This window comes from Pseudomonas sp. PSPC2-3 (assembly GCF_049898265.1).
GTDB lineage: Bacteria > Pseudomonadota > Gammaproteobacteria > Pseudomonadales > Pseudomonadaceae > Aquipseudomonas > Aquipseudomonas veronii.
In genome coordinates, this window is the sequence record NZ_JAFCXJ010000013.1 from 169248 (window position 1) to 192203 (window position 22956).

The following is a 22956-nucleotide window of genomic DNA, read 5'->3' on the forward strand; positions in this document are numbered from 1 at the left end:
GCGCGGCGGCTAGCGGTGCAGGACGTACTGGCCGCTGAAAACCACTGCGCGCTCGTCACTGCCGTCATTCACAATCCACGTTTCCAGGGTCAACCGCGCGCGGCCATAGCGCTTGTACGTCGCCACAAAGCGCCTCCACACGTTCTCCTCCGGCGCCTGGCAGATCACGGTCGCGTCTCGTGTGACCGGCAGCGGGTAACTGATCTGCCCTTCCTGGATCACGATATGCCCGTCTTCGAGAATGCCTTCTTCACGCAACTGCAAGTGCAGCCAACCCCAACCCGCCAAGACCGCGCCGCAATACAGGCTGCCGCCGAACATGGTGCTCTTGTGGTTGATATTGGCTTGCAGGGGCAAGTGCAGTTGCAATTGGCCGTGTTGCCAGTCGAGCACCTTGAGGCCCATTTCCCGGGTGAGGGGGATGTCGTGGTGGAGGATAGATTCCAGGTAACGGCTGTCGCGGCTCATGGCGGCCTCTTGGCGGATAGGGTGGGTCATTCGTCGTCGCTGCTGTGGCTGGCGCTGTCGGCAAAGTTGAGGCCGTGCTTGCGCAGTTTGTCATGCAGGGTCTTGCGCGGTACGCCGAGGGCTTCGGCGAGGCTGCGCAGGGAACTGTGGGGGCGGCTCAGTTCGGCGGCGATCAGGCTTTTTTCGAACTGTTCGACTTGTTCGCTCAGGCCGCCGGGGGTGGAGGTCAGCAGGCCGGCGGAGAGATTGTCCGGGGTGTTGTCCAGCGCCAACTCCAGGCCCAGGGCGAAGCGCTCGGCGGCGTTCTGCAATTCCCGCACATTGCCCGGCCAACTGTGGCGCAGCAGCAGCGCGCGTTGGCCCGGCTGCAATTCGTGCAGCGGCAGGCCATGGCGGCTGCTGGCTTCGTCGGCAAAGTGCTGGAACAGCATCAGCGCATCTTCACCGCGCTCACGCAGCGGCGGAATGCGCAACGGTGCGACGTTGAGGCGGTAATACAAGTCGGCGCGGAAGCGGCCCTGGTCGGCGGACTGGCGCAGGTCTTCCTTGGTGGCGGCGATGATGCGGATATCCAGCGGGATCAGTTGATTGCCGCCCAGGCGCTCGACCACGCGCTCCTGCAGCAGGCGCAGCAGCTTGACCTGCACATCCAGGCTCATGCTTTCGATTTCGTCGAGGAACAATGTGCCGCCGTTGGCGAATTCGAATTTGCCGATGCGGCGTTTTTGCGCGCCGGTAAAGGCGCCCGGCTCGTGGCCGAACAGCTCGCTTTCGACCACCGACTCGGCGAGCGCCCCGGCGTTGATCGCCACGAAAGGCCCGCTGCGCCGGCTCGACAAGTCGTGCAGTGCGCGGGCGACCACCTCTTTGCCGGCGCCGGTTTCGCCGAGGATCAGTACATCGGCCTTGGTTGCCGCCAGCGCGCCGATCTGCTCGCGCAGGCGCAGCATTTGCGGGGAATGCCCGACCAGGCGCGTGCTCAATTGCTGGCGATCGCTGAGGGCCAGGCGCAGGCTGCGGTTATCCAGCACTAGCCGGCGCAGGGCCAGGGCGCGGCGCACGCTGTCGAGCAGGGCGTCGCTGGCGAACGGCTTTTCGAGGAAGTCATACGCACCGGCACGCATGGCCTGCACCGCCAGCGGTACATCGCCGTGGCCGGTGATCAGCAGCACCGGCAGCTCCGGGTCCTGGCCGTGCAGCTCGGCCAGCAACTCCAGGCCGTCCATGCCGGGCATGCGGATATCGCTGACCACCACGCCCGGCCAATCCCGCGACAGCTGCGCGGTGAGGCCGGTGGCTTCGCCCAGGGGCAGGACTTTCAGCCCGGCCAGGTCCAGGGTCTGGCACAGGGCCTGACGCAAGTGTGGATCGTCGTCGATCAACACCACCTGAATCTGGTTATCGATACTCATACACTGCGGTCCTCGGACGGTTGCAGACTGACGCCCGGCGAGCCGGCACGCAATTTCAAGGTTAACAGCGCGCCGCCTTGCTTGTGGTTGGCAAACAGCAGTTCGCCACCAAAGGCACGCATCAAGGTGTCACAGATCGCCAGGCCCAGCCCGAGGCCCTGGGTGCGGGTCTTGGTGGTATAGAACGGCTCGCTGGCGCGTCCCAGGGCTTCCATGCAAAACCCCGGGCCGTTGTCGCGAATGTACAGGTTGACGCCCTGCTCGGTGGTTTCGGCACTCAGCCAGAGTTTGCGCGGCGGGCCTTTTTCGGTGAGGGCGTCGAGGGCATTGGCCAGCAGGTTGCCCAGCACTTGGCGTAGGCGGGTTTCACCGGCCTCGACCCACAAGGTCGCCTCGGGCAAATCGCGGATCAGCTCGACTTCCATCGCGCGCCGCCGCTTGGCCAGCAACGCCAGCGCGTCGTCCAGCGCCGGTTGCAGGGCGACGCTTTCCGGCGCATGCCGATCGCGGCGGGCGAACGCGCGCAAGTGGGCGATGATCGAGGCCATGCGCCCGGTCAGCTCGCTGATCAGTTTGAGATTGCCGCGCGCGTCGTCGGTTCGCTCATGGTCGAGCAGGATTTCGGCGTTTTCCGCGTAGCTGCGAATCGCCGCCAGGGGCTGATTGAGCTCGTGGCTGATGCTCGCCGACATGGTGCCCAGCGCCGACAGTTTGCCCGCCTGCACCAGATCGTCCTGGGCGCGCACCAGTTCCTGCTGCGCATGTTCGCGCTCCAGCACTTCCTGTTTCAGACGCCGGTTGAGCCCTTCCAGGTCGCTGGTACGCTCGGCCACGCGCATTTCCAGTTCGCGTCGGGCCTTGGCTTCGAAGGCGATGCGGTCCAGGTAGTGTCGACGGCGCTGCATCATCAGGCCCAGCAGCAACATCAGCACCAACAGCGTGGCGCCGCCCACCGCGACCACGGTGCGTACCGGACGGTTGATCAACGATTGTGGCGCGAGGATCTCCACGTTCCAGCCGGTTTCGGCGATGGCCGTGGATTGGCGCAGCCAGGCCGTCGGGCTCAAGGCCAGCGGTTGCGGATCGCGGGTCGGGTAGGGCTGGATCGCGATGATCGCCTGGCGCTCTTCGTCCGTCAGTGGCCGGGTGGCGCGGAACCGCCATTGCGGGCGCGAGGTCAGGATCACGACGCCGTTGTGGTCGGTGACCAGCAGTTGCTCGGGGGTGTTGCCCCACAGGCTTTCGGTGTGGTCCAGGTCGACCTTGACCACCAGCACACCGATGACTTTCTCGCCATCGCGCACCGCGGCGGCGAAGAAGTAGCCGCGTTTGGCCGAGGTGGTGCCCAAGCCGAAGAACCGGCCCAGGCGCCCGGCCATGGCTTCGCTGAAATACGGGCGGAACGAGAAATTGCGCCCGACGAAGCTGTCTTGCTTGTCCCAGTTGGACGCAGCGAGGGTCTTGCCGGTGGTGTCCATCAGGTACATCACTTCGACCCCGGCCTGGGCGGCGACGTCCTTGAGCAACAGGTTGGCGTTGGCCAGGTTGGTACTGACCTGCGGTGCCGCCAGCGCGGTGCGCAGGGCTGGCAAGTCGCCGAGGATCTGCGGCAGCACTTCATAGCGGTGCAGGGTGCCCAGCAGGTTGGCGACGTACAGGTCGAGGGTCTGGCGGTTCTGCCCGGCCAGTTCGCTGCGGTAGTAGCGCTCGGCCAGGTGCTCCAGCGGCCACAGCAGCGGCGCCAGGCACAGCGCCAACAGGGCGAGGCTGCGCCAGCGGGGTCTTCGCGGGAGGGGTGGGGTCATGGGAGTCATGCGCCTGAGGGTACAGGCGCATTATGCCTAGTGCTGCTGTGCAAGACACTCGCGCAATGCGTCTTGCCACTGTGGCCCGTGGGCCTATGCGATCCCCTTCATCATGCAATCAGATCCTTCATGTCGGTATTGCCCAATCGTTCGCCCTGATAACTGCCGTCCTGGACTCTGCGGCACCATTCCAGGTTATCGAGGTACCACTGCACGGTTTTGCGCAGCCCGGTTTCAAAGGTTTCTTGCGGGACCCAGCCCAACTCGCGTTCGATCTTGCTGGCGTCGATGGCGTAGCGCTGGTCGTGGCCGGGGCGGTCCTTGACGAAGGTGATCAGGTCGGCAAAGTGCGCGACACCGGCCGGGTGTTGCGGTGCCAGCTCTTCCAGCAGGGCGCAGATGCTGCGTACCACGTCGATATTCTTCTGCTCGTTGTGGCCGCCGATGTTGTAGGTCTCGCCGACCACGCCTTCGGTCACCACCTTGAGCAACGCACGGGCGTGGTCTTCGACGAACAGCCAGTCGCGGACCTGCAAGCCGTCGCCATAGACTGGCAACGGCTTGCCAGCGAGGGCGTTGAGGATCACCAGGGGGATCAGCTTCTCGGGGAAATGAAACGGCCCGTAGTTGTTCGAGCAGTTGGTCAGCAATACCGGCAGGCCATACGTGCGCTGCCAGGCGCGAACCAGGTGGTCGGACGCGGCCTTGCTGGCCGAGTAGGGCGAGCTGGGGGCGTAGGGCGTGGTTTCAGTGAACAGATCGTCTACGCCGTGCAGGTCGCCGTACACCTCGTCGGTGGAGATGTGGTGGAAGCGGAACGCGCTCCTGGCCGGCTCTGCGAGCGTTTGCCAATACGCGCGGGCGGCTTCCAGCAGGCTGTAGGTGCCGACAATGTTGGTCTGGATAAAATCCGACGGGCCGTCGATGGAACGGTCGACATGGGACTCGGCCGCCAGGTGCATGATCGCCTGGGGCTCGAAGCGCGCGAGCACGGCGCTGACGGTGGCCTGGTCGACGATATCGGCCTGGACGAACTCATAGCGGCTGTTGGACGCGATGCTGGTCAGCGACTCCAGGTTGCCGGCGTAGGTCAGTTTGTCCAGGTTGAGCACTTCGTGCTCGGTGTGTTGAATCAGGTGGCGGATCAGGGCAGAGCCGATGAAACCGGCACCTCCGGTGATGAGAATACGCATGTCGGGGGGCCTTTTCCTTAGACGGACATTTAGCGAATGGGGCATAGCTTGAGTTGTGACGCGGATCTGTGCAAGCGCGGCACGTTGGGGGGTTGCTTAACCCCCATCAACAATGGCGATATAGGCGCCTGATAAAAACAGAGGTCCTCATCATGTTGCTTGCCACGTTGATCCATCGTACCAGCCTGCCTTGCCCGCAAGTGGGGCCCGATCAGGCTGCACACTTGCTTGAGCGGCATTATGGCCTTGGCGGCACATTGCAATCACTTGGCAGCCAACAAGACCTCAACTACAGCGTCGACACCAACCATGGCCGCTTTGTTCTGAAAATCTGCCTGGGCGACTACGCCGCCGTCGAATTGCACGCCCAGCATGCCGCGCTCCACGCCTTGCAGACGCAGGACGGGTTGCGCGTCCCCCGAGTCATCAAGGCCCTGACCGGTGAGGACCTGCTGACCGTGACCGTCGACGGGCAAACCCTGCACCTGCGGCTGTTGGATTACATCGACGGCCAGCCCTTGACCCACCTGCCTCACGTGGGCCGCGAGGTCATCGCAGGCTTCGGTGACTTGTGCGGGCGGATGAGCCAGGCGCTGGCCGATTTTGCGCATCCGGGCCTGGCGCGGACCCTGCAATGGGACCCGCGCCACGCGCAGGAACTGATCAGCCACCTGCTGGCGACCCTGCCAGCCCTGCCCAACCGCGCGGCATTGGAGCAAGTCGCCGAGCAGGTCGGCGAGCGCATTCGGCCCCTGGCGGATCACTTGCCGTGGCAAGCGGTACACATGGACATTACCGATGACAATGTGGTCTGGCAGCGCGATGCCCTGCGTCATTGGCAGATCCAGGGGGTGATCGATTTCGGCGATCTGGTGCACACCTGGCGCATCGCCGACCTGTCGGTGACCTGCGCCGCCTTGCTGCACCATGCCCAGGGCGATCCCTTTGCCATTTTGCCGGCAATCCAGGCCTGTCACGCCGTTACGCCGTTACAGCGCGAAGAACTGCAGGCGCTATGGCCGCTGATCGTCGCCCGTGCGGCGGTGCTGGTGCTCAGCAGCGAACAGCAGCAACGCCTGGACCCCGATAACGACTACCTGTTGAAAAACGCCGAGCATGAGTGGGAAATTTTCCAGGTTGCAACGTCGGTGCCGTTTGAATTGATGGAGGCGGCGATCCTGCTCTGTGTCGGGCAGACGCTGCCACCGATCGCCAGCGAGGGGTTCGCGCCGCTCTTGCCGGGGCTGGTGGGACGCGAGTTCGCGCTGATCGACCTGGGAGTGCTCAGCCCACACTTCGAGGCGGGTAATTGGGAACAGCCGGGGATTGACCGGCGCTTACTGGACGAGGCTGCGGCGGTTCACGGGTTGGCCGCCAGTCGCTACGGCCAATACCGTTTGTCGCGCACCTGCCCGGACAGCGCCACGGAACCGCAGACGTTCCCGCTGCATGTCGAGTTGCACCTGCCCCACGGTACAGCGGTGGAGGCGCCCTTCGCTGGGGTGCTGCGTGTCGGTGCCGATGGCTTGCTGTGCGTGCAGGATGGTCCGTTGAGCCTGTGCTTGTGGGGCGTAAGCACCTCGTTGAGCGCGGGAGCGGCGGTGGTGGAAGGGCAAATACTGGGCGAGGTCCATGCCCCCCTGACCGTGCAATGGTGCCGCGCCGACGTTGAGCCACCGCTGTTCTGCACGCCGAGCCGGGCGTCGGCGTGGCAAGCACTATGCCCGTCACCCTCGGCGCTGCTGGGGCTGGCCTGCGATGCCGAACCCGAGCTCGACCCCCAAGCCCTGCTGGCGCGACGCGATGCCAGCTTCGCGCGCTCGCAGAAGCATTATTACGTCGATCCGCCGCGCATCGAACGAGGCTGGCGCAACCATCTGATCGACATGCAGGGCCGCTCCTATCTGGACATGCTCAACAACGTCGCTGTGCTCGGCCATGGTCACCCCCGCATGGCAGCGGTGGCGGCGCGGCAGTGGTCGCTGCTCAACACCAACTCGCGCTTTCACTATGCGGCGATTGCCGAATTCTCCGAGCGCTTGCTGGCGCTGGCGCCGGACGGCATGGACCGGGTCTTCCTGGTCAACAGCGGCACCGAGGCCAATGACCTGGCCATCCGCCTGGCCTGGGCCTACAGCGGCGGGCGCGACATGCTCAGCGTGCTGGAGGCCTACCACGGTTGGTCGGTGGCGGCGGATGCGGTGTCCACGTCGATTGCCGACAACCCCAAGGCCCTGAGCAGTCGTCCGGACTGGGTTCACCCGGTGACCGCGCCCAATACCTATCGCGGTGAGTTCCGCGGGCAGGACAGCGCGCCGGATTACGTGCGAAGTGTGGAACATAACCTGGCGAAAATCGCCGCGAGCCAGCGCCAACTGGCCGGTTTCATCTGTGAGCCGGTGTATGGCAATGCCGGGGGCATCTCCCTGCCGCCGGGCTATTTGCAGCAGGTGTATGCGTTGGTGCGCGCCCAAGGTGGCGTGTGCATCGCCGATGAGGTTCAGGTGGGTTATGGCCGCATGGGGCATTTCTTCTGGGGCTTTGAAGAGCAGGGCGTGGTGCCCGATATCATTACCATGGCCAAGGGCATGGGCAACGGTCAGCCGTTGGGGGCGGTGATCACCCGTCGCGAGATTGCCGAGGCGCTGGAGGCCGAGGGGTATTTCTTCTCGTCATCGGGGGGCAGCCCGGTCAGTTGTCGGATCGGCATGGCGGTGCTGGATGTGATGGAGGAAGAAAAGCTCTGGGAAAACGCCCAAGTGGTCGGCGCGCATTTCAAGGCGCGGCTGGAAGCCCTGATCGACCGTCACCCGTTGGTCGGCGCGGTTCATGGTTCCGGCTTCTATCTGGGCCTGGAGCTGGTGCGCGACCGGCATACCCTGGAACCCGCCACCGAAGAGACCACACTGCTGTGCGACCGCTTGCGTGAGCTGGGGATTTTCATGCAGCCGACCGGTGATTACCTGAACATTCTCAAGATCAAGCCGCCGATGGTCACCTCCAGACGCAGTGTGGATTTCTTTGTCGACATGCTGTCGAAGGTGCTGGACGAACAGTTGTAAATAATCGATTGTTATCGATTAAATGCTGTCATATTTATCGGCTATATTGTTTTGATGCTTTTAAGGCCGATTTTTATCGGTTATAAAGTCGGCCTTCACCCTTTCGGAGCCCTGATCGCCATGACCACCCTGCACAGCACACCTCGCGCCGATGGCTTTCATATGCCTGCCGAATGGGCGCCACAGACCCAGGCCTGGATGATCTGGCCCGAGCGCCCGGACAACTGGCGCCTGGGTGGCAAGCCGGCGCAGGCCGCGCACGTGGCGGTGGCCAAGGCTATCGCGCGTTTCGAGCCGGTCACCGTGGCGGTTTCCGCCGGCCAGTACGAAAACGCCCGTGCCCGCCTCGACGTGCCCAATATCCGCGTGGTGGAAATGTCCAGCGACGACGCCTGGGTGCGCGACACCGGCCCGACTTTCGTGATCGACAACCGTGGCGAAGTGCGCGGCGTGAACTGGGATTTCAACGCCTGGGGCGGTTTTGACGGCGGCCTGTATGCGCCGTGGAACCGTGACGCGCAGGTCGGCGGCAAGATCCTCGAGATCGAGCGTGCGCCGCGCTACCGCACCGAAGGGTTTGTGCTGGAAGGCGGCTCGATTCATGTCGACGGCGAAGGCACCCTGATCACCACCGAAGAATGCCTGCTCAACCGCAATCGCAACCCGCATCTCGACCGTGCAGCCATCGAGGCTGTGCTGAGCGCCAACCTGGCTGTGGATAAGATCATCTGGTTGCCAGACGGCCTGTTCAACGACGAAACCGACGGCCATGTGGATAACTTCTGCTGCTATGTACGCCCGGGCGAAGTGCTGCTGGCCTGGACCGACGACCCGCAAGACCCGAACTACTCACGCTGCCACGCCGCCATGGACGTACTGCAAAGCAGCACCGATGCCCGGGGCCGCTCGTTCACAGTGCATAAAATGCCGATTCCGGGGCCGCTTTATGCCACCGAAGCAGAGTGCGCGGGTGTGGACCCGGTGGACGGCAGCCAGGAGCGCAACCCTTCCGTGCGTCTGGCCGGTTCCTACGTCAACTTCCTGATCGTCAACGGCGGCATCATCGCGCCGAGCTTCGACGACCCGCTGGACAACCAGGCCCGCGAAATCCTGCAGAACCTGTTCCCGCAGCACGAAGTAGTGATGGTGCCGGGCCGCGAACTGTTACTGGGTGGGGGCAATATCCATTGCCTGACCCAACAACAGCCTGCCCCGCAGAAAAACTGAGTGCGGTTGTAACAACGTCGGAGCGACGACCGAGCGCCACTCGGTTCTAGCGTTCACAGCAAGCCCGCGGCCCCGTAAGGCCGTGGGCTTTTTTGTGTCCAACTGCCTATAAATACTGCACATTGGCATAGCTCTTGTATTGGTATTGTCACAGTGGCCCACGGTGATGACTGCGCAGTTCTGTCATAAACCTTGAGTAAGTTAGCGGCTCACGCAGTAGGAGAGAGCGCTGAAATGAATGTCGATATCAACTTGATGCACACGCGCACGTTCCACCCCGTGCGAGTCAACAGTGACGAAATCCATGCGCTGGCGCTCTGGTTGAAGGCACATGGCTCACGGCAGGTCAGGCAGCCGCCTGATTTATTCAGTGTGATGAGTGAGCGCTACCCGGCAGGCTTGTTCAGCGACGAAGAAATGCACGCATTGTGCGAATTGATGAATAACTGAGAACTCGCCGATCAACCATCGGCGAGGGAGCATGTTCGCTATTGCGGTGTGCCCTTCACTGAATAAGTGATTGAGCTATACCTGTCGCGAGCAGGCCCCCGTTTAAAGTCGGTTCAGTCTTAGAAACAGCAGGTTCCCCTCACCATGATGTGACGACAGATCTTCGGGCTGAATCTGCGTCACATGGCTCGCTTAAGCGCATAAGACCTTACTTGAAAATAATGACAATTATTTGCATTTGTGCGCGTGCCTGTTCCCACGCGTTCGACTTATAAAATATGTTAGTGAGTCCGTATTTTTTCTGTATGGATAAGATTTCCAGGCGATGGCCGAAGCGCTGTAGGCCGTGGCTTAGAATTTTTTTGCCTAAATACAGACGATTAGCGAAATTGACACATAGTTCAACGCGAGACTAGCATTGCGTCCAACGCCTGTGGCTAACAGCCATGACTCAACCAATAAGAAAAGGCCCGCGGCAGTTCAGTCGTCCGCGGGCTTTGTTTTTTTCGGAAAAAGTCGACACCAAAACAGCAATATGGAGCCTGGTGTCATAGCGCGTACTCAACCAGTAATAAGGAATATAAGAAATGTTGAAACAACGGATGAGTCTGATCGCTCTGGGGATTTTGAGCGCATCGACAGCCATGGCAAACGACCAGGAGCAATCCAAGGGTTTCGTTGAAGACAGCCACCTGAACATCGCCGCACGTAACGCTTACATCAGCCGTGACTACAAGAACGGCAAGCAAGACAAAGCCGAATGGGGCCAAGGCTTCATCGGTAAGTTCGAGTCCGGTTTCACCCAAGGCACCGTCGGTGTGGGTGTGGACGTGATTGGCCAGTACGCCATTCGCCTGGACGGCGGTAAAGGCCGCAGCGGCGCGGGCGGTATCGACTTCTTCAAGCAAGGCGACAGCGGCTCTGCCGCCAACGACCTGGCTAAAGGCGGTGCGGCGGTGAAGTTCCGCCTGTCCAACACTGTGCTCAAGTACGGCGACCAGTTCCCGAACGTGCCCGTGCTGGCTTACGACAACTCTCGTCTGTTGTCGGAAACCTACACCGGTACCTCGATCGTTTCCAAAGAGATCGAAGGTCTGCAACTGGATGGGGGCCACTTCACCAAGGAAGCGCGTAAGAGCGCTGAAGGTACCGACAGCGGCCGTCTGAAAAGCATCGATTACATCGGTGGTAGCTACAAATTCACCGAAAGCCTGTCGGCAGCGCTGTACGCCTCCGACATGCAGGACGTGCTGAAGAAGCAATACGTGAACGTCAACTACGTACTGGCCCTGCCGGAAAAGCAGTCGCTGACGTTTGACTTCAACGGCTACAAGACCAAGCTGGATCGCAGCTTCGCCCTGGAAAACCAAGGTGATGCAGACGCGCGCGACAACAAAATCTGGAGCCTGGGCGCCACGTGGGCTGTTGGTCCGCACAGCTTCACCGTCGCTCACCAGCGCAGCACCGGCGACACCGGCTACCTGTACGGCGGCTACCGCAACGATGGCGGCATCGGCGACGGCGGCAACACCATCCTGCTGGCCAACTCCTACTGGTCCGACTTCAACGGCAAGGACGAGCGTTCGTGGCAAGCGGCCTACGGCATCGACTTCGCTACCTTCGGCATGCCTGGCCTGACCTACAACGTGGCCTACGTGCGCGGTACCAATATCGACGACGGCAGCGGTCGTGGCGATGGCACCGAGCGTGAAATCTGGAACCAGTTCAAGTACGTCGTTCAGAGCGGCCCGGTCAAAGACCTGAGCCTGCGTGCTCGTGCCTCGTGGTTGCGCGTTTCCAACAACGCCAGCAACTACAACGTAGGCGGTAACGAATTCCGCCTGTTCGCCGACTACCCGATCAACGTTTTCTAATTGATCCGGCGTCGCGCCTGATTGCAGGCGATAAAAAACCCCGACTGGTTCGGGGTTTTTTTATGTCGCGGGTTCAGTCCTGCCGGTTTTGCAGAATCTTGCGGGCGAGGGATGCGTTGACGTAGTCGGTCATCAGCGTCAGGCCTTCATAGGGTTCGATCTTCTTGTTGTCGATGCACAACTGCGCCATCTGCAACAGCACCTGACGTTTCTTGCGGTTGACCCGCGCACCGGGTACGCCGAATGCGGTTTTGCGCAGTTCGGGCAACGGCGCCTCGGGCGTCAGTTCGACGGTCACCCAGATGCCTTGGATAAACTGCAGCGTGACAGTGGCGATGTGTTCGATGGGCAGCGGTTGCGCCAGATTGGCGAACACAAAATGTTCCGGCGTCAGGCGCAACGCGGTCTGCGGCGCGCGTTTGAACCGGCGGATGCCCAGCCATAGAAATATCAGCGCAATGCTGGCAATCCCCGCCCCGGCACCCACGGCGGACAGCACCGTGCCTTTCAAGCGTTCCGGGGCAAGCCAGGGCTCGCTCATCATCGCCAGCCCTAGCAACATAAACGGCAGCGCCAACACCGCCATTAACACGGCACGTCGGCGACCGCCTTCGTGCAGGGCATGTTCGCCTTGCGCCGAGGCGGCCAGGGTTTCCAGCAGATGAGTGTGAGCTGTTTGTTCGCAGGCCGCTGCGGCGATCAGGTCGTGGGACAGTTGCTCACGCAGCGGATGCGCCGCGCTGAAAAGGGCATCGATTTGCCGGCTCGCAGCCTCTGCGTCCACGCCACGGGTGGCGCTGTGCATGGCGTCGGCCCAGGGCACACGCAATGCGTGCAGGCGCTCGCCGTTGGAGGGGTGGGAATCGGTCGGGTGGGGTTGATGCGTTTCCAGCGCTTCGTCGGGTGCCTGCAATTCTTGGCCTTGCAATGCGGCGAGGGCGGCGTTCAGCACATCGCCCTCAACGGGGGTGTCGCAATGGGCCAGTAGCACGTCTTCCACAGGCGTCTGCAACACCGATATGCGCAACAGCGCCGAGGCTACTGCCGCATTGCCTGCCAAGCGGCCACCGGCGGCGTCGGCCAGCAACTCGCGCTCACGGCTCCAGCGGTTCACCGCATGATCGAAGCGCTGCATGAAAAACACCCCGAACAGGAACGACGGGCGCATCAACCAACCCTGGATCAGATCGCTGTTCATCATGGTCTGCGCCAGCGTCTCCAGGCTGCGGCTGACGCCATCGTAGATCGGCACAAAGCGCAGGCTGTACTCGGTGTCTTCGCCGACAAAATGTGCCAGCTCATGGCCGATCACGGCGTCGACTTCCTCGCGGCTCAGCAACCCCAGGTACAGCAGCGGCACATGCAGGGTGCGCCCGTGCAGCGGCGTTTCAGCGGGCCGCACCGTGGCGGGGCTGGAGGTCACGTAAAAGCCCAGGGCGAGGCTGACCACAATATGATCCGGCGGCAACGCGCCCAATCTGTCGGCCAACTCGCGCACCTGGCGCCATAACCCGGGCGCCTGTTCAGCCGTCACCACCCGGCCGAACATCTCGAGCGGCGTGGGCTCGAACATCACCAGCATATGCCGCAGTTGTTTGAGCAGCAGCCAGATCGAATACAGGCAGATTACCGCGATTACCCCCAGCCACCCCATCAGCTTGACTTCGCCCCGGCCCAACCGGCCGATATGCCACAGCGCCAGGCCCTCATAACTCAGCACCAAGGCGAGCGTCGCCGCCATCGCCACCACCTGGCTTACCAGTACGTAGGGCAACAACCGGCTGCCCAGGGAAAATACCTGCAGCAACTGTTCTCGCGACTGCTGCGCGCGCCGCCCCGCCCATTGCGTACCGGCCAGCGCGGCCACGCCGATCAGCGCGGCGAGCAGTCCGAGCCCCATCACCCAGGGTGCCAGCGTGCGCAAGACGCGATTGAGTTGGCGCGCGGTGGGCAGCTCGGCCTCGATTCGCGCCAGTCGGGAGAGAAACTGCTCCGGGCTGAGGGCGTCACTGCCCACCGTAATGGGCACCGTCGGATTTTCTTCCACCCACCTCTTCAGCACGGGCTTCATCACGTTGACATAGGCTTGGGCTTGGTCGGGAACCAGCGCGCCCTCGGTGGCGCGCTGCAATTGCCATGTTCCAACGCCGGCCAGCAGCAGGGGAAAAATGATCAGCAGGAAAATCAGTTTTATGGCGTTCATGGGAGTCCGTTCGCAACGCAGAAAGCGAACGTTTATACCGAAGAACAGGTGGGGTGGGCGAGAGGAGCGGTCTTCCCGGGCGTTAGGAAAAAGCGCCGTGGGAAGGAGGAGGGCTCTGTAGGCTAGATCGTCAATTCTGAAACGCTTTGACCTGTCAGCGGTCGAGGCGTTTGGCGTGGGGCTTGCTGACTGTTAACCATGGGCGATGATTTGTCCTCAGAATCGCCCACTGATACCCAACAGCGGCCCCTTCTGGACAATGTCGTAGACAAAGCCATCGTGACGATAATCAACCCCCATGGCCCGGTAGCCGAGCACCGCTGAAAACCCGGGTGAAAACTCCCAGCCTGCCAGCGCTGCCAGGTCCCAGTCTTCCCGGGACTGCCCGGTGCCCACCATCCCCCAGGATGACAGCCAGAATCGATCATTCACTGCATAGTGCCCTCGCAGGCCCGCCATGGCGTCTGCCCACGTCGCATTGTCAGAGCCAGAGGAACCGCCAGCCGGCCCACCATGCAGGCGGATGGTGGTGCCGCTGTACCAGACGCGCACGCCACCCGCGACATCCAACCGACGGCTTTCATCACCCAACACCGTGTACCCGCCTCCCAGGAACCCGGAGGCGGTCTTGCTTTCCACCTCAAGTTTGGACGCGGGGGCGTCCGCCGGCAGACGGTTGCGGGTGTCGGTGTCGATGTACATCAGGTCGGCGAGTACGCTGTATGGGCCGCGTCGCGCCTCGCCCATCAGCATCGCCGACATATCCACAGTGCGTGCGATATCCGCGAAATCGGACTTTATAAACTGGGTTCCGGTGCTGCTATGGCCCACATGTCCGCGAATGCCGGCGCCCCACACGTAAGGCCCACCGTTGAAGGTCCAGCCATCGCCGTCGGCCGCCATGGCCCTTGTTGGCAAACCGGACGCGGCTACCGCCAAGGCGCCAGCCACCAATGCCAGGCGTGCATGTTTGCGCCGCAACGCCGAGCGTGGGTTGTCGCTGTGCATCATGGTGTTTCTCCGGTCAATGCTGAGTCAGCGAGAGCGCCACACCCTCGGCCGCACAGTCCTCTGTAGGCTTGAGCCCCGCTTTTTGAGCGGCCTTGACCTCTTCCTTCGCGGCCGCCAGGTCCGCCAGGAACATCGGATTACTATGCAAACTCGCCACGGTCGCAGCCCCCATGATGCGGCCTGCGTCCACATCGCTCTGCCAATGAGCATCGCAGATGACCCGGCTCTGGCCGAATGACAGCCCGCGAGTCATCAATTCAGTGGCGCGTGCGGGTTGAATCTCGGCCAGCAACAGCCCCCAGGCCCAACCGGCAGCGGAGTGGCCGGACGGCCAGGAGCCATCCGTGCGCAGCAACGGTTCCATGTCTTTACGACAGGTTCCTTCGTTGTGCGCCACGAATGGGCGGGTGCGGTTGTAGGCGTTTTTCCCGGCATAGGTGGAACCGCCCGCATCCGTCAGGGTGCGCTGCATCAAGGTATAAAGATGCGGTGTGTTTTCTTCGGTGATCGGTGTGCCCATCGCGCAGGAAAATGCTTTCGCTGGGCCCGGAAATGACAGCTCGGCATCCGCTGCCGCGAGTTTCTCCCGGGCCGTACCTCGCAGCGACAGCGCCGCTCGGCGTGCTTCCTCATCCCGCGCGAGCGCTGCAGAGTCGGGCTTTGGCGGGGCGCCAAGCAATGCCAGGCGCAGTGGCAAGTCGGCCGAGTCAAGATAGCCCGGGGCGAGTTTGAAGTGAGGGTCCGTGACCTTGGTGACAGCATCGTCGGCCAGCACCAGCCCGGAGCAGAGCAGGCCGGCCAGCCCCAGTTGCTTTTGTATTGTTTTCATCGAGGGTTCCCTTATCTATCCCGGAATTGCCGGCTGATCAAAACCGGTAGAGGGCATTCAGATAGGCGCCTGCGCCCACTTTTTCGCCTGTCAGCGGGCTGTTGCGGGCATCGGAGACCAGGGCGTAGGTCTTGACGCCGCCTTCCAGTGCCAGTTGTGGTTGCCATTGCCAGGTGAGGCCCAGTTTCAAGGTCACGTCGCGCATCCCGCCACCGGGGTGGTATTCGTCGAACCGCGTGCGTGCAGCCTGTTGGGCGGTGACACCGAAGCGCGCCATCATGTCGTTCTCGTTGCTCCAGGTGCCGTACAGGGTCGAGTCCAGGGTCAATGTCGAAGACAGTGCGTAGGCAGTGGCCACCCCGGCCTCCAGATACGCGGTACGCCCCAGGCTTTGCCCACCGTAATCACGGTTCTGGGTTGATTGCAGGCCTCGAACGAACAGGCGACCGGCCGGAAGCACCCAATACGCTTCCGCCCCGACCAAGGCCGTGCTGTCCAGGTTGCCCATTCCCCTCAGGTAGTTATCCCGACCGTCTAGGGTGTGGATTCTTTCCTTGCGCCCGGGGTCGTAACCCATCAGCAGAGCCACGCCAAAAGGAGAAAGCCCCGGCAAATCCCAGCGCAGTCCGTCCGGGAAAGCGGCGGTGAATTTGCCCCAGTTTTCGGTAGGCAAGACCGCTTTGAATTTCAGTGAAGGGAATGCGGCATAGTGTGAAGCGCCTTCGTACAACGGGCCGACGGCCAGCCCGCCGCCGACGGTCACGGAGGGTTCGTTTGAATCCTCCGCGTGTGCAGGCAATACCATCGCAAGTGCGAGTGTCGCACCGGTAATGAGCGTTACCGGATGCTTGAGAAAGTTTGAACCACCGATGGTTGTCATTGCGTCTCTCCTATGCGGTAAAGCCAAACTTATTGGCGTTTTTATTTAGTTATAAAGTTTGTAGATTTTTAATCAGCGCGTGACTGGCTGCGGCTTCGGAAAGCTCCATTGGCCATTCAGTATTTGTTCGCTTGGCTGATAAAGCCTGACTGTGTAGTTCCAGCCGGGTGGAGTCGGCAGGCAATTCGCGATCTTTGCGTCGCAGCCACCGAACTGAATGACAATCGAACCATCCTCACTTTTCTTGGCGGTGAGGTTGTTCAACGAGTAAGCGTCCTGAGGGTTTTTCTCAAAGTAACCGTCTGCGTTATAAACACTCACGGACCAGAAACTGTTCACCGGAACATCCCCGACTTTGAGCCGGTACACAGTGTTGCCGTTGTTCTTTGGCATCACCCCGCCCAGGTAGATAGCGTCCTTGGCTGGGTTTCCGCCCCACCCCGTCGCAGTGCCGATCAAGTGATGGATCGGGTTGACCGCGCCCTTGGGCCCAAAGGACTGGTTGTAGTCGGGAATGGTCGAGCCCAGGACGGCCAAGGCATCACGTACCTTGGCCTGGCTGGCCTGGTCCCACTTCGGTACGACGAACTCCCCAACCTTGGCTTGGCTGACCGTGATTGCGTCCTGCAGTGCATGCACTGTTTCAAGGTCTTTGCGATCGGAGGGGTCGAAGAACGTCCGCACCGCCACAAACACATAACGTGTGCCGACAGCCTCTTTCGTCAGCGTCCGGCGACCGGCGCCGTAAGTGACGATGGGTACGTAGTGATCTTCATTGATCACCGCCATCGACATGAACCTTCCCCCGGCCTCGGGCAAGGTGATCGTGACGGGGCCTGCATCGAGATCGAACACCGCCGATGAATAGAGCGTGTCCCGATTCATCCGCACCACATTCTGGGCATCGATTGGCACGGCTTCGCGGCTGTGAACAAAGCGGCCCAAACTGCCAGTCGCCACCATTTTTCCCAAGTAGAGATCGGACTCGGCACGCACGAAGTTATCTACACCCACCGGTATTGCCGCGTCCGAGGATGACTGGGCGTTCGCGCTTCCAAAAGCTGCCAACGCCATGGCGAAGATGCAGGCCGTGGATGAAGGGGACATGTAAACCTCTTGGTTTTATAAGTTGGCGTTAATTTTTTGACTGTATAAGAACGCCTTGGCACAAACTTGCCATTTGGTGCCAAAAGCAAAGCGAGCGCGCACGCGAAGGCCATCCCTGAACGGGGCTAAAGAGTTGGGCAAGCAGGCGAGGAGGGGAGGTTAACGATCTTGTTTCAACAAGATGGAGCGATAGCGCGACGGCGGGCTCCCGGTCCAGCGCTTGAAGGCACGCGTGAAATGCGCGGGATCGCTGTAGCCGACCATATAGGCAATCTCGGTTGCGCTGTATTTACCGCTGGCCAGTAACTGAAATGCTTCGCTACGACGTGTCTCGTCACGTAATGCGTCAAAGTCGATGCCGCAATGTTCGAGGCGACGCTGCAACGTTCGGGGCGACAGCCCGATCGTTCGTGAAATAGTCGCAAGTTTGGACAGTTCCTGATCCGCTATCTGCTTGGCGAGCACGTCAGCTGTTTCAGTGGTCGACTTCAAGGCTTGAGTGGTTTTCCAGGCAATATCCCGAGTGTAGTGCAGGGGAATTTCAAGCAACTCACGATCGAACTCGATCATGTTGTACTCAGCGTTCATGTGGAGATTCGGGCCCAGGTATTCTTCAAGCGCCTCGTCGCCTCTTTCTCTTGGGTTCTTTAGATGTACGCGTATGGCGCCGGGCTCGCCGGACATGAGCGGCACTTTTCTGAGCACCACCAGGCTGGCGGTAATGACTTGCTTCGGATCAGCCCCGTGCTGCCCGTTAAAGTGGTGGATGAGTTTCGTCGTGCGCCCTTCGGTGACAATGTTTACTTCTCCTCCTTGATGCAGTAATTGCGTATGGACTGCCGCCATTGCACACGCCTGAGCGAGGCTGGTGGAACCCAATATCAATTCGCCCCATGCACCGAGTGAGCGCACGTCGGTCAAATGCCCCACAGACGCACCGGCGAAGGGGTCCTGTGCGATAGCTGCCATTTCGTTGGCGATATGAAAGCAGGCCGCTCGTGGTACCCAGGCATCCGGGTTTTGAAACACGTGAGGAGAGATACCAAAACGCCGAAAGAACTCCAGCGGCAACACGCTGCGCATGCTCAGATAGGGGGCTATTTGTCGAAGAGTGCTGAGTTTGATGGCTGGCGCAGCATTCGTCATGGGGGGCGCACCTGTTTTTAGAGGCAATCCACTTGAAACCGTCTGGGTGCGCGGGGAAATACGTGTGGAACTTCTGCTGAAGTCGCGCTGTTGAAAGCACAGTAAACATGATGGTCGATTCGGCGACAAGATCATCGCTTTTCGACATTCGCCCCCTTTCCCGTTACTGCTCAAGCATCAAGCTACGCCAAATGATTATCGGCGCTTCTACAGGTGCAACTTGCGGTTGCAACGGCGCCTGTGTGTGCGGTGGCGGTTCCTCTGGTTCAGGCGTTGGGGGCTGGTACTTGGCGGCGTGCACGTTATCGACTGACATATTGTTGGAGTGCGCTTATTGGAGAGTGATGATGACTTTGCCTTTTGATCTGCCCTGCTCGACGTAGCGCAACGCCTCTGCCGTCGATTCAAAAGGGAAGGAACGATCAATGACCGGTTTGATGACACCAGCTTCGATAAGCGAGGTGATTTTTTGCAGTTGTGCGCCGCTGGCCCGCATAAACAGAAATGCATAGTTCACCCCGTGCTTGCGGGCTTTTCTACGAATACCGCTGCTCAGCAGGCGCATGACTTGTCGCAGCATCCAGGACAAGCCTTGCGCTTGGGCAAAGGCTGCCGTCGGTGGCCCGGAGAGGGAAATGAGCTGTCCGCCGGGCTTGAGAACCTCGACCGATTTCATCAGCACATCCTTGCCCTGGCTGTTTAATACCACGTCGAAATCGTGTAATTCGCTCGCAAAGTCGTGCTTCTTGTAGTCGATGACCACATCCGCCCCAAGCGCCTTCACCCATTCGACATTCGCCGTGCTGGTGGTGGTTGCAACGAAAGCGCCGAGGTGTTTGGCGAGCTGGATGGCAAACGTGCCGACACCGCCGGAGCCGGCATGAATCAACACCTTCTGGCCTTTTTTCAGCTGGGCGGTCTCAACCAGCGCCTGCCAGGCCGTCAAGGCGGCCAAGGGGACGGACGCCGCTTCGGCCATGTCCAGGTTCGAGGGTTTCAGCGCGAGCGCGTTTTCGTTCACGGCGATCAGTTCGGCAAACGTGCCGATGCGATCCTCGGGAGGGCGTGCATAGACTTCGTCTCCTGGGTTGAACCGCGTCACCGCCGAACCTGTGCGAACGACCACTCCCGCCAGGTCGTTGCCCAAGACCAATGGAAATGTATAAGGCAGGATCAGTTTGAATTCGCCGGTTCTGATCTTCGAGTCCAACGGGTTCACGCTCGTTGCGTGCACCTGGATCAGAACGTCATGCACACCGACCGCAGGGTCGGGCACTTCGCCAAGCAGTCCGTTCTGCTTGCCGTAGCGGTCGATAAAAAATGCCTTCATGTTGCAACGCTCTTGTCGGTGGAATGAGAACGGGGCGCGGCCCCGGCAACGTTGATGCGATGAGACGTTCAGGCGTCGAGGAACGCCAAGGCCTTGCTCACGAAATCGCCAGGGTGCTGGAAAATGCTGCCATGCCCGGCGTCCGGGTAAATGACCAGTTGCGCGTCGGGGATTCGCTTTGCCAGCTCAAGCGAGTTGACCGTGGGCACCATTATGTCGTTGTCGCCGTTGGCGATCAGCGTCGGCATCTGCAAGCGCCCGAGGTCTTGCGGCGCCTGCTTGCCCCACGCAGTAATGGCTTTTAATTGCCGAAAAAACGCACGGGGTGTCGGGCCTTTGTCCCGGTCTTGCTGGCGCTCTTTCAGCCGTTGCAAATACTCGGACGCGGCGCGTTGTCCGTTGGCCGTGCCGGTAAAGAACAGGTAGAACTTGGGATCGCGTAGCGTCAGCAGCCCCTTGAGCATCAACGGCCAGGTCACCGAGCCGACGTTGTCGATGCCTGTGCCGCCGGCCGGTCCGGTTCCGGTGAGGATCAGCCGGCGCACGCGTTCGGGGGCTTTCAGGGCGATGTCTTGAGCGACGAAGCCGCCGAGTGAAAAGCCGAGCAGGTCCACCTTGTCCAAACCCAACGCACGGATAAAACCGATACCATCGTCAGCCATTTCACCGACGGTCAACGGCGCGGCGCCACCCGAGCCACCGATACCACGGTAATCGGTGGTGATGACACGCCGGTTTTTCGCCAGACCGTCAATGATCCTGGGGTCAAAGTTATCCAGCACTGCCCCCCAATGGTTGAACATGACCAGCGGGACCTGCGTTCTGGGGCCCAGATCGCGGTAGGCAAAAGGTATCCCGCCCACCAGAACCGACTGGTTCGCCGCGTGGATAAATGACGACGGCGAACCGGGATGATTGCTGCTAGCCAAAAGAGTCATGTTTATTCCGTGCGATTGCGGAGCGAGGCCGACCTGCTCGACAGGGTTCAGACTTCAGTCAAATAGCGCGGCGCCACGACGGACTGTCTGATCTGCGACAAAAGACCCTGACGTGCGGTTTGCAGGGCATCCCAGCGCTCGCCTTCTTGCAGCGGCGGAATGGTCACCGGTTCGCGGCGATCGAAGCCGACCAGTGCGGCATCGACCAGGTCAGCCACTTCCATGACTTCGCTCAAGGTGTTGATGTCGATACCGGCGCGATCCCAGATCTCCGTGCGGGTGGCAGCGGGCAATACGGCCTGCACATAAACACCCTGAGGCGAAAGCTCCAGGCTCAGGCCTTGGGAAAGGAACAGCACAAACGCCTTGGTCGCCCCGTAGACCGACATACCAAACTCAGGCGCCAGGCCCACCACCGAACCGATGTTGATGATCGCGCCTGCACCGGCTTTGGCCAGGCGTGGCGCGATGGCGCTGGCGAGTCGCACCAGCGCCGTGGTGTTGAGGGCCACCAGTTGCGCCACGCTGTCGGTGCTTTGCTCGATGAAGCTGCCGGACTGCGCGGCACCGGCATTGTTGACGAGGATGCCGATGCGAGCGTCATCCCGCAGGCGCGCTTCGACGGTGTGCAGGTCGCCGAGTTGAGTCAGGTCGGCCGCAAGCACTTCAACGGCAACGTTGTGTTCGCCACGCAACTTTGCGGCGAGCGTTTCCAGGCGCGCGTGGTCGCGGGCAACCAACACCAGATCATGCCCGCGTTGGGCAAAACGCTCGGCGTAAACCGCGCCGATGCCAGTGGAAGCGCCAGTGATGAGAACGGTAGGGTAAGTCGTCATGATGTCAGCTCTTTATCGGGAACATGGATTGATGCACGAATAAAACCGGGCTCGATCAGCCAGTGCTCAGTTCGCGCGGGTGCTGGATTCGGCAAGCGTTGGGTAGTCGATGTATCCCGCCGCGCCGCCGCCGTAGAGCGTGGAGGGGTCGAAGGCGGACAGTGGCGCAGCGGTCTTGAGCCGCTCCACCAGATCGGGGTTGGCGATAAACGGGCGGCCAAAGGCGATCAGGTCGGCCCTGTCATGCGCAAGGCGCGCCGTGGCCAGGTCCAGGTCATAGCCGTTTTTGGCGATGTAAGTGTTCTTGAAGCGCTGGCGCAAGGCGTCGAAATCAAAGGGCGCCACATCGCGTGGCCCGCCGGTTGCGCCTTCGACGACGTGCAGATAAACGACGTCCAGGGCATTGAGTTGATCGACGATGTAATCGAACTGAGCCTGCGGATCACTGCTCGATACCCCATTGGCCGGCGAGACCGGCGAAAGGCGAATCCCCGTGCGATCAGCACCGATCTCGGCGGCCACCGCGGCTGTCACTTCCAGCAGCAGGCGCGCACGGTTTGCGATCGAGCCGCCGTAGGCATCAGTGCGCAGGTTGGCACTGTCCTTGATGAACTGATCCAGCAAATAGCCGTTTGCACCGTGGATTTCCACACCGTCGAAGCCTGCCGCAATGGCGTTTGCCGCCGCTTGGCGGAAATCGTTGACGATGCCTGGGAGCTCGTCAATTTCCAGCGCGCGCGGCTCGGAAACGTCCTCGAAGCGATTATTGACGAACACCTTGGTCGCCGCACGCAGCGCGGAAGGGCCTACCGGCGCCGCGCCGTGCGGTTGCAGATCCACGTGGGAAACACGGCCCACATGCCACAGCTGCAGGAAAATCCTCCCGCCCTTGGCGTGTACGGCATCGGTCACCTTGCGCCATCCCTCTATCTGAGCCGCTGTATAAATACCAGGCGTGTCCTGATAGCCCTGCCCCTGCTGGGAGATCTGCGAGGCTTCGGAAATCAGCAAACCCGCACTGGCCCGCTGGCTGTAATAGGCCGCAGCAAATTCACTCGGTACAAAACCCTTTCCGGCGCGATTGCGCGTCAGCGGCGCGAGAACCACGCGGTTCGACAGCGTCAGAGCCCCCAGTGTGTAGGGGGTAAACAGGTTCAAGTCGCTCATGGGTGTGTGTTCCGTGCC

The 22956-nt window shown here is 61.3% G+C and carries 18 protein-coding genes; 4 read left to right on the top strand and 14 right to left on the bottom strand.

The features are described 5' to 3' along the window. Positions 1-9: 9 nt before the first annotated feature. The 4 genes from ACP7E3_RS28010 to rfbB form a co-directional block, all read right to left on the bottom strand. Positions 10-468, bottom strand: coding sequence for a YiiD C-terminal domain-containing protein (locus ACP7E3_RS28010; RefSeq protein ID WP_169881829.1), 459 nt, complete (start codon positions 466-468; stop codon positions 10-12). Between the two features lie 26 nt (positions 469-494). Next, positions 495-1880, bottom strand: coding sequence for a sigma-54-dependent transcriptional regulator (locus tag ACP7E3_RS28015; protein WP_046385041.1), 1386 nt, complete (start codon positions 1878-1880; stop codon positions 495-497). Then, entirely contained in the window at positions 1877-3685 is a 1809-nt protein-coding gene (locus ACP7E3_RS28020; RefSeq protein ID WP_046385040.1) for a sensor histidine kinase, read from the bottom strand. The genes ACP7E3_RS28015 and ACP7E3_RS28020 overlap by 4 nt, the downstream gene beginning before the upstream one ends. Before the next feature lie 110 nt (positions 3686-3795). Further along, positions 3796-4878, bottom strand: coding sequence for a dTDP-glucose 4,6-dehydratase (rfbB, locus tag ACP7E3_RS28025; RefSeq protein WP_046385036.1), 1083 nt, complete (start codon positions 4876-4878; stop codon positions 3796-3798). A gap of 152 nt (positions 4879-5030) precedes the next feature. Between rfbB and ACP7E3_RS28030 the strand changes: the two genes are divergently transcribed. The 4 genes from ACP7E3_RS28030 (at position 5031) to ACP7E3_RS28045 (ending at position 11491) form a co-directional block, all read left to right on the top strand. Further along, positions 5031-7940: an aminotransferase gene (locus ACP7E3_RS28030; protein ID WP_426125058.1), complete on the top strand. Its 2910-nt coding sequence runs from the start codon at positions 5031-5033 to the stop codon at positions 7938-7940. A 120-nt stretch (positions 7941-8060) separates the two neighbouring features. After that, positions 8061-9167 (top strand): agmatine deiminase, encoded by a 1107-nt coding sequence (gene aguA, locus ACP7E3_RS28035; RefSeq protein ID WP_079442641.1) that lies wholly within the window; start codon positions 8061-8063, stop codon positions 9165-9167. Positions 9168-9401: 234 nt separating this feature from the next. Further along, positions 9402-9617 (top strand): hypothetical protein, encoded by a 216-nt coding sequence (locus ACP7E3_RS28040; protein WP_017848546.1) that lies wholly within the window; start codon positions 9402-9404, stop codon positions 9615-9617. 587 nt (positions 9618-10204) lie between these two features. Then, complete coding sequence (locus tag ACP7E3_RS28045) at positions 10205-11491, top strand: OprD family porin (protein WP_046385033.1); 1287 nt, start codon at positions 10205-10207, stop codon at positions 11489-11491. Positions 11492-11564: 73 nt separating this feature from the next. Here the strand turns inward: ACP7E3_RS28045 and ACP7E3_RS28050 are convergent, their stop codons facing one another. The 10 genes from ACP7E3_RS28050 to ACP7E3_RS28095 form a co-directional block, all read right to left on the bottom strand. Next, positions 11565-13694 carry a M48 family metallopeptidase gene (locus tag ACP7E3_RS28050; protein WP_426125061.1) on the bottom strand — a complete coding sequence of 710 codons (2130 nt, stop codon included), beginning with the start codon at positions 13692-13694 and terminating at the stop codon, positions 11565-11567. A 216-nt stretch (positions 13695-13910) separates the two neighbouring features. Then, the gene (locus tag ACP7E3_RS28055; RefSeq protein ID WP_057005779.1) at positions 13911-14705 is read right to left on the bottom strand and encodes a hypothetical protein; all 795 of its coding nucleotides are present in this window, start codon (positions 14703-14705) and stop codon (positions 13911-13913) included. Positions 14706-14718: 13 nt separating this feature from the next. Next, positions 14719-15534, bottom strand: a complete 816-nt coding sequence (locus tag ACP7E3_RS28060; protein WP_057005780.1) for an acid phosphatase — start codon at positions 15532-15534, stop codon at positions 14719-14721. 37 nt (positions 15535-15571) lie between these two features. Continuing rightward, positions 15572-16414, bottom strand: coding sequence for a MipA/OmpV family protein (locus ACP7E3_RS28065; protein ID WP_057005781.1), 843 nt, complete (start codon positions 16412-16414; stop codon positions 15572-15574). 72 nt (positions 16415-16486) lie between these two features. Further along, entirely contained in the window at positions 16487-17521 is a 1035-nt protein-coding gene (locus tag ACP7E3_RS28070; protein ID WP_057005782.1) for a DUF1254 domain-containing protein, read from the bottom strand. Between the two features lie 159 nt (positions 17522-17680). Continuing rightward, complete coding sequence (locus ACP7E3_RS28075) at positions 17681-18667, bottom strand: AraC family transcriptional regulator (protein ID WP_057005783.1); 987 nt, start codon at positions 18665-18667, stop codon at positions 17681-17683. 331 nt (positions 18668-18998) lie between these two features. Next, entirely contained in the window at positions 18999-19997 is a 999-nt protein-coding gene (locus ACP7E3_RS28080; RefSeq protein ID WP_426125064.1) for an NADP-dependent oxidoreductase, read from the bottom strand. 68 nt (positions 19998-20065) lie between these two features. Then, entirely contained in the window at positions 20066-20935 is an 870-nt protein-coding gene (locus tag ACP7E3_RS28085) for an alpha/beta fold hydrolase (protein WP_126587768.1), read from the bottom strand. Positions 20936-20982: 47 nt separating this feature from the next. Next, a complete protein-coding gene (locus ACP7E3_RS28090; protein WP_046488723.1) occupies positions 20983-21771 on the bottom strand; it encodes an SDR family NAD(P)-dependent oxidoreductase in 789 nt (262 codons plus the stop codon). A 66-nt stretch (positions 21772-21837) separates the two neighbouring features. Beyond that, positions 21838-22938 carry an alkene reductase gene (locus ACP7E3_RS28095; protein ID WP_426125101.1) on the bottom strand — a complete coding sequence of 367 codons (1101 nt, stop codon included), beginning with the start codon at positions 22936-22938 and terminating at the stop codon, positions 21838-21840. Between the last annotated feature and the right edge of the window lie 18 nt (positions 22939-22956).

Bases quoted from the DNA above. Each gene is read 5' to 3' on its own strand.
- ACP7E3_RS28010 (WP_169881829.1), bottom strand. From the start codon at position 468: ATGAGCCGCGACAGCCGTTACCTGGAATCTATCCTCCACCACGACATC.
- ACP7E3_RS28015 (WP_046385041.1), bottom strand. From the start codon at position 1,880: ATGAGTATCGATAACCAGATTCAGGTGGTGTTGATCGACGACGATCCA.
- ACP7E3_RS28020 (WP_046385040.1), bottom strand. From the start codon at position 3,685: ATGACCCCACCCCTCCCGCGAAGACCCCGCTGGCGCAGCCTCGCCCTG.
- rfbB (WP_046385036.1), bottom strand. From the start codon at position 4,878: ATGCGTATTCTCATCACCGGAGGTGCCGGTTTCATCGGCTCTGCCCTG.
- ACP7E3_RS28030 (WP_426125058.1), top strand. From the start codon at position 5,031: ATGTTGCTTGCCACGTTGATCCATCGTACCAGCCTGCCTTGCCCGCAA.
- aguA (WP_079442641.1), top strand. From the start codon at position 8,061: ATGACCACCCTGCACAGCACACCTCGCGCCGATGGCTTTCATATGCCT.
- ACP7E3_RS28040 (WP_017848546.1), top strand. From the start codon at position 9,402: ATGAATGTCGATATCAACTTGATGCACACGCGCACGTTCCACCCCGTG.
- ACP7E3_RS28045 (WP_046385033.1), top strand. From the start codon at position 10,205: ATGTTGAAACAACGGATGAGTCTGATCGCTCTGGGGATTTTGAGCGCA.
- ACP7E3_RS28050 (WP_426125061.1), bottom strand. From the start codon at position 13,694: ATGAACGCCATAAAACTGATTTTCCTGCTGATCATTTTTCCCCTGCTG.
- ACP7E3_RS28055 (WP_057005779.1), bottom strand. From the start codon at position 14,705: ATGATGCACAGCGACAACCCACGCTCGGCGTTGCGGCGCAAACATGCA.
- ACP7E3_RS28060 (WP_057005780.1), bottom strand. From the start codon at position 15,534: ATGAAAACAATACAAAAGCAACTGGGGCTGGCCGGCCTGCTCTGCTCC.
- ACP7E3_RS28065 (WP_057005781.1), bottom strand. From the start codon at position 16,414: ATGACAACCATCGGTGGTTCAAACTTTCTCAAGCATCCGGTAACGCTC.
- ACP7E3_RS28070 (WP_057005782.1), bottom strand. From the start codon at position 17,521: ATGTCCCCTTCATCCACGGCCTGCATCTTCGCCATGGCGTTGGCAGCT.
- ACP7E3_RS28075 (WP_057005783.1), bottom strand. From the start codon at position 18,667: ATGACGAATGCTGCGCCAGCCATCAAACTCAGCACTCTTCGACAAATA.
- ACP7E3_RS28080 (WP_426125064.1), bottom strand. From the start codon at position 19,997: ATGAAGGCATTTTTTATCGACCGCTACGGCAAGCAGAACGGACTGCTT.
- ACP7E3_RS28085 (WP_126587768.1), bottom strand. From the start codon at position 20,935: ATGACTCTTTTGGCTAGCAGCAATCATCCCGGTTCGCCGTCGTCATTT.
- ACP7E3_RS28090 (WP_046488723.1), bottom strand. From the start codon at position 21,771: ATGACGACTTACCCTACCGTTCTCATCACTGGCGCTTCCACTGGCATC.
- ACP7E3_RS28095 (WP_426125101.1), bottom strand. From the start codon at position 22,938: ATGAGCGACTTGAACCTGTTTACCCCCTACACACTGGGGGCTCTGACG.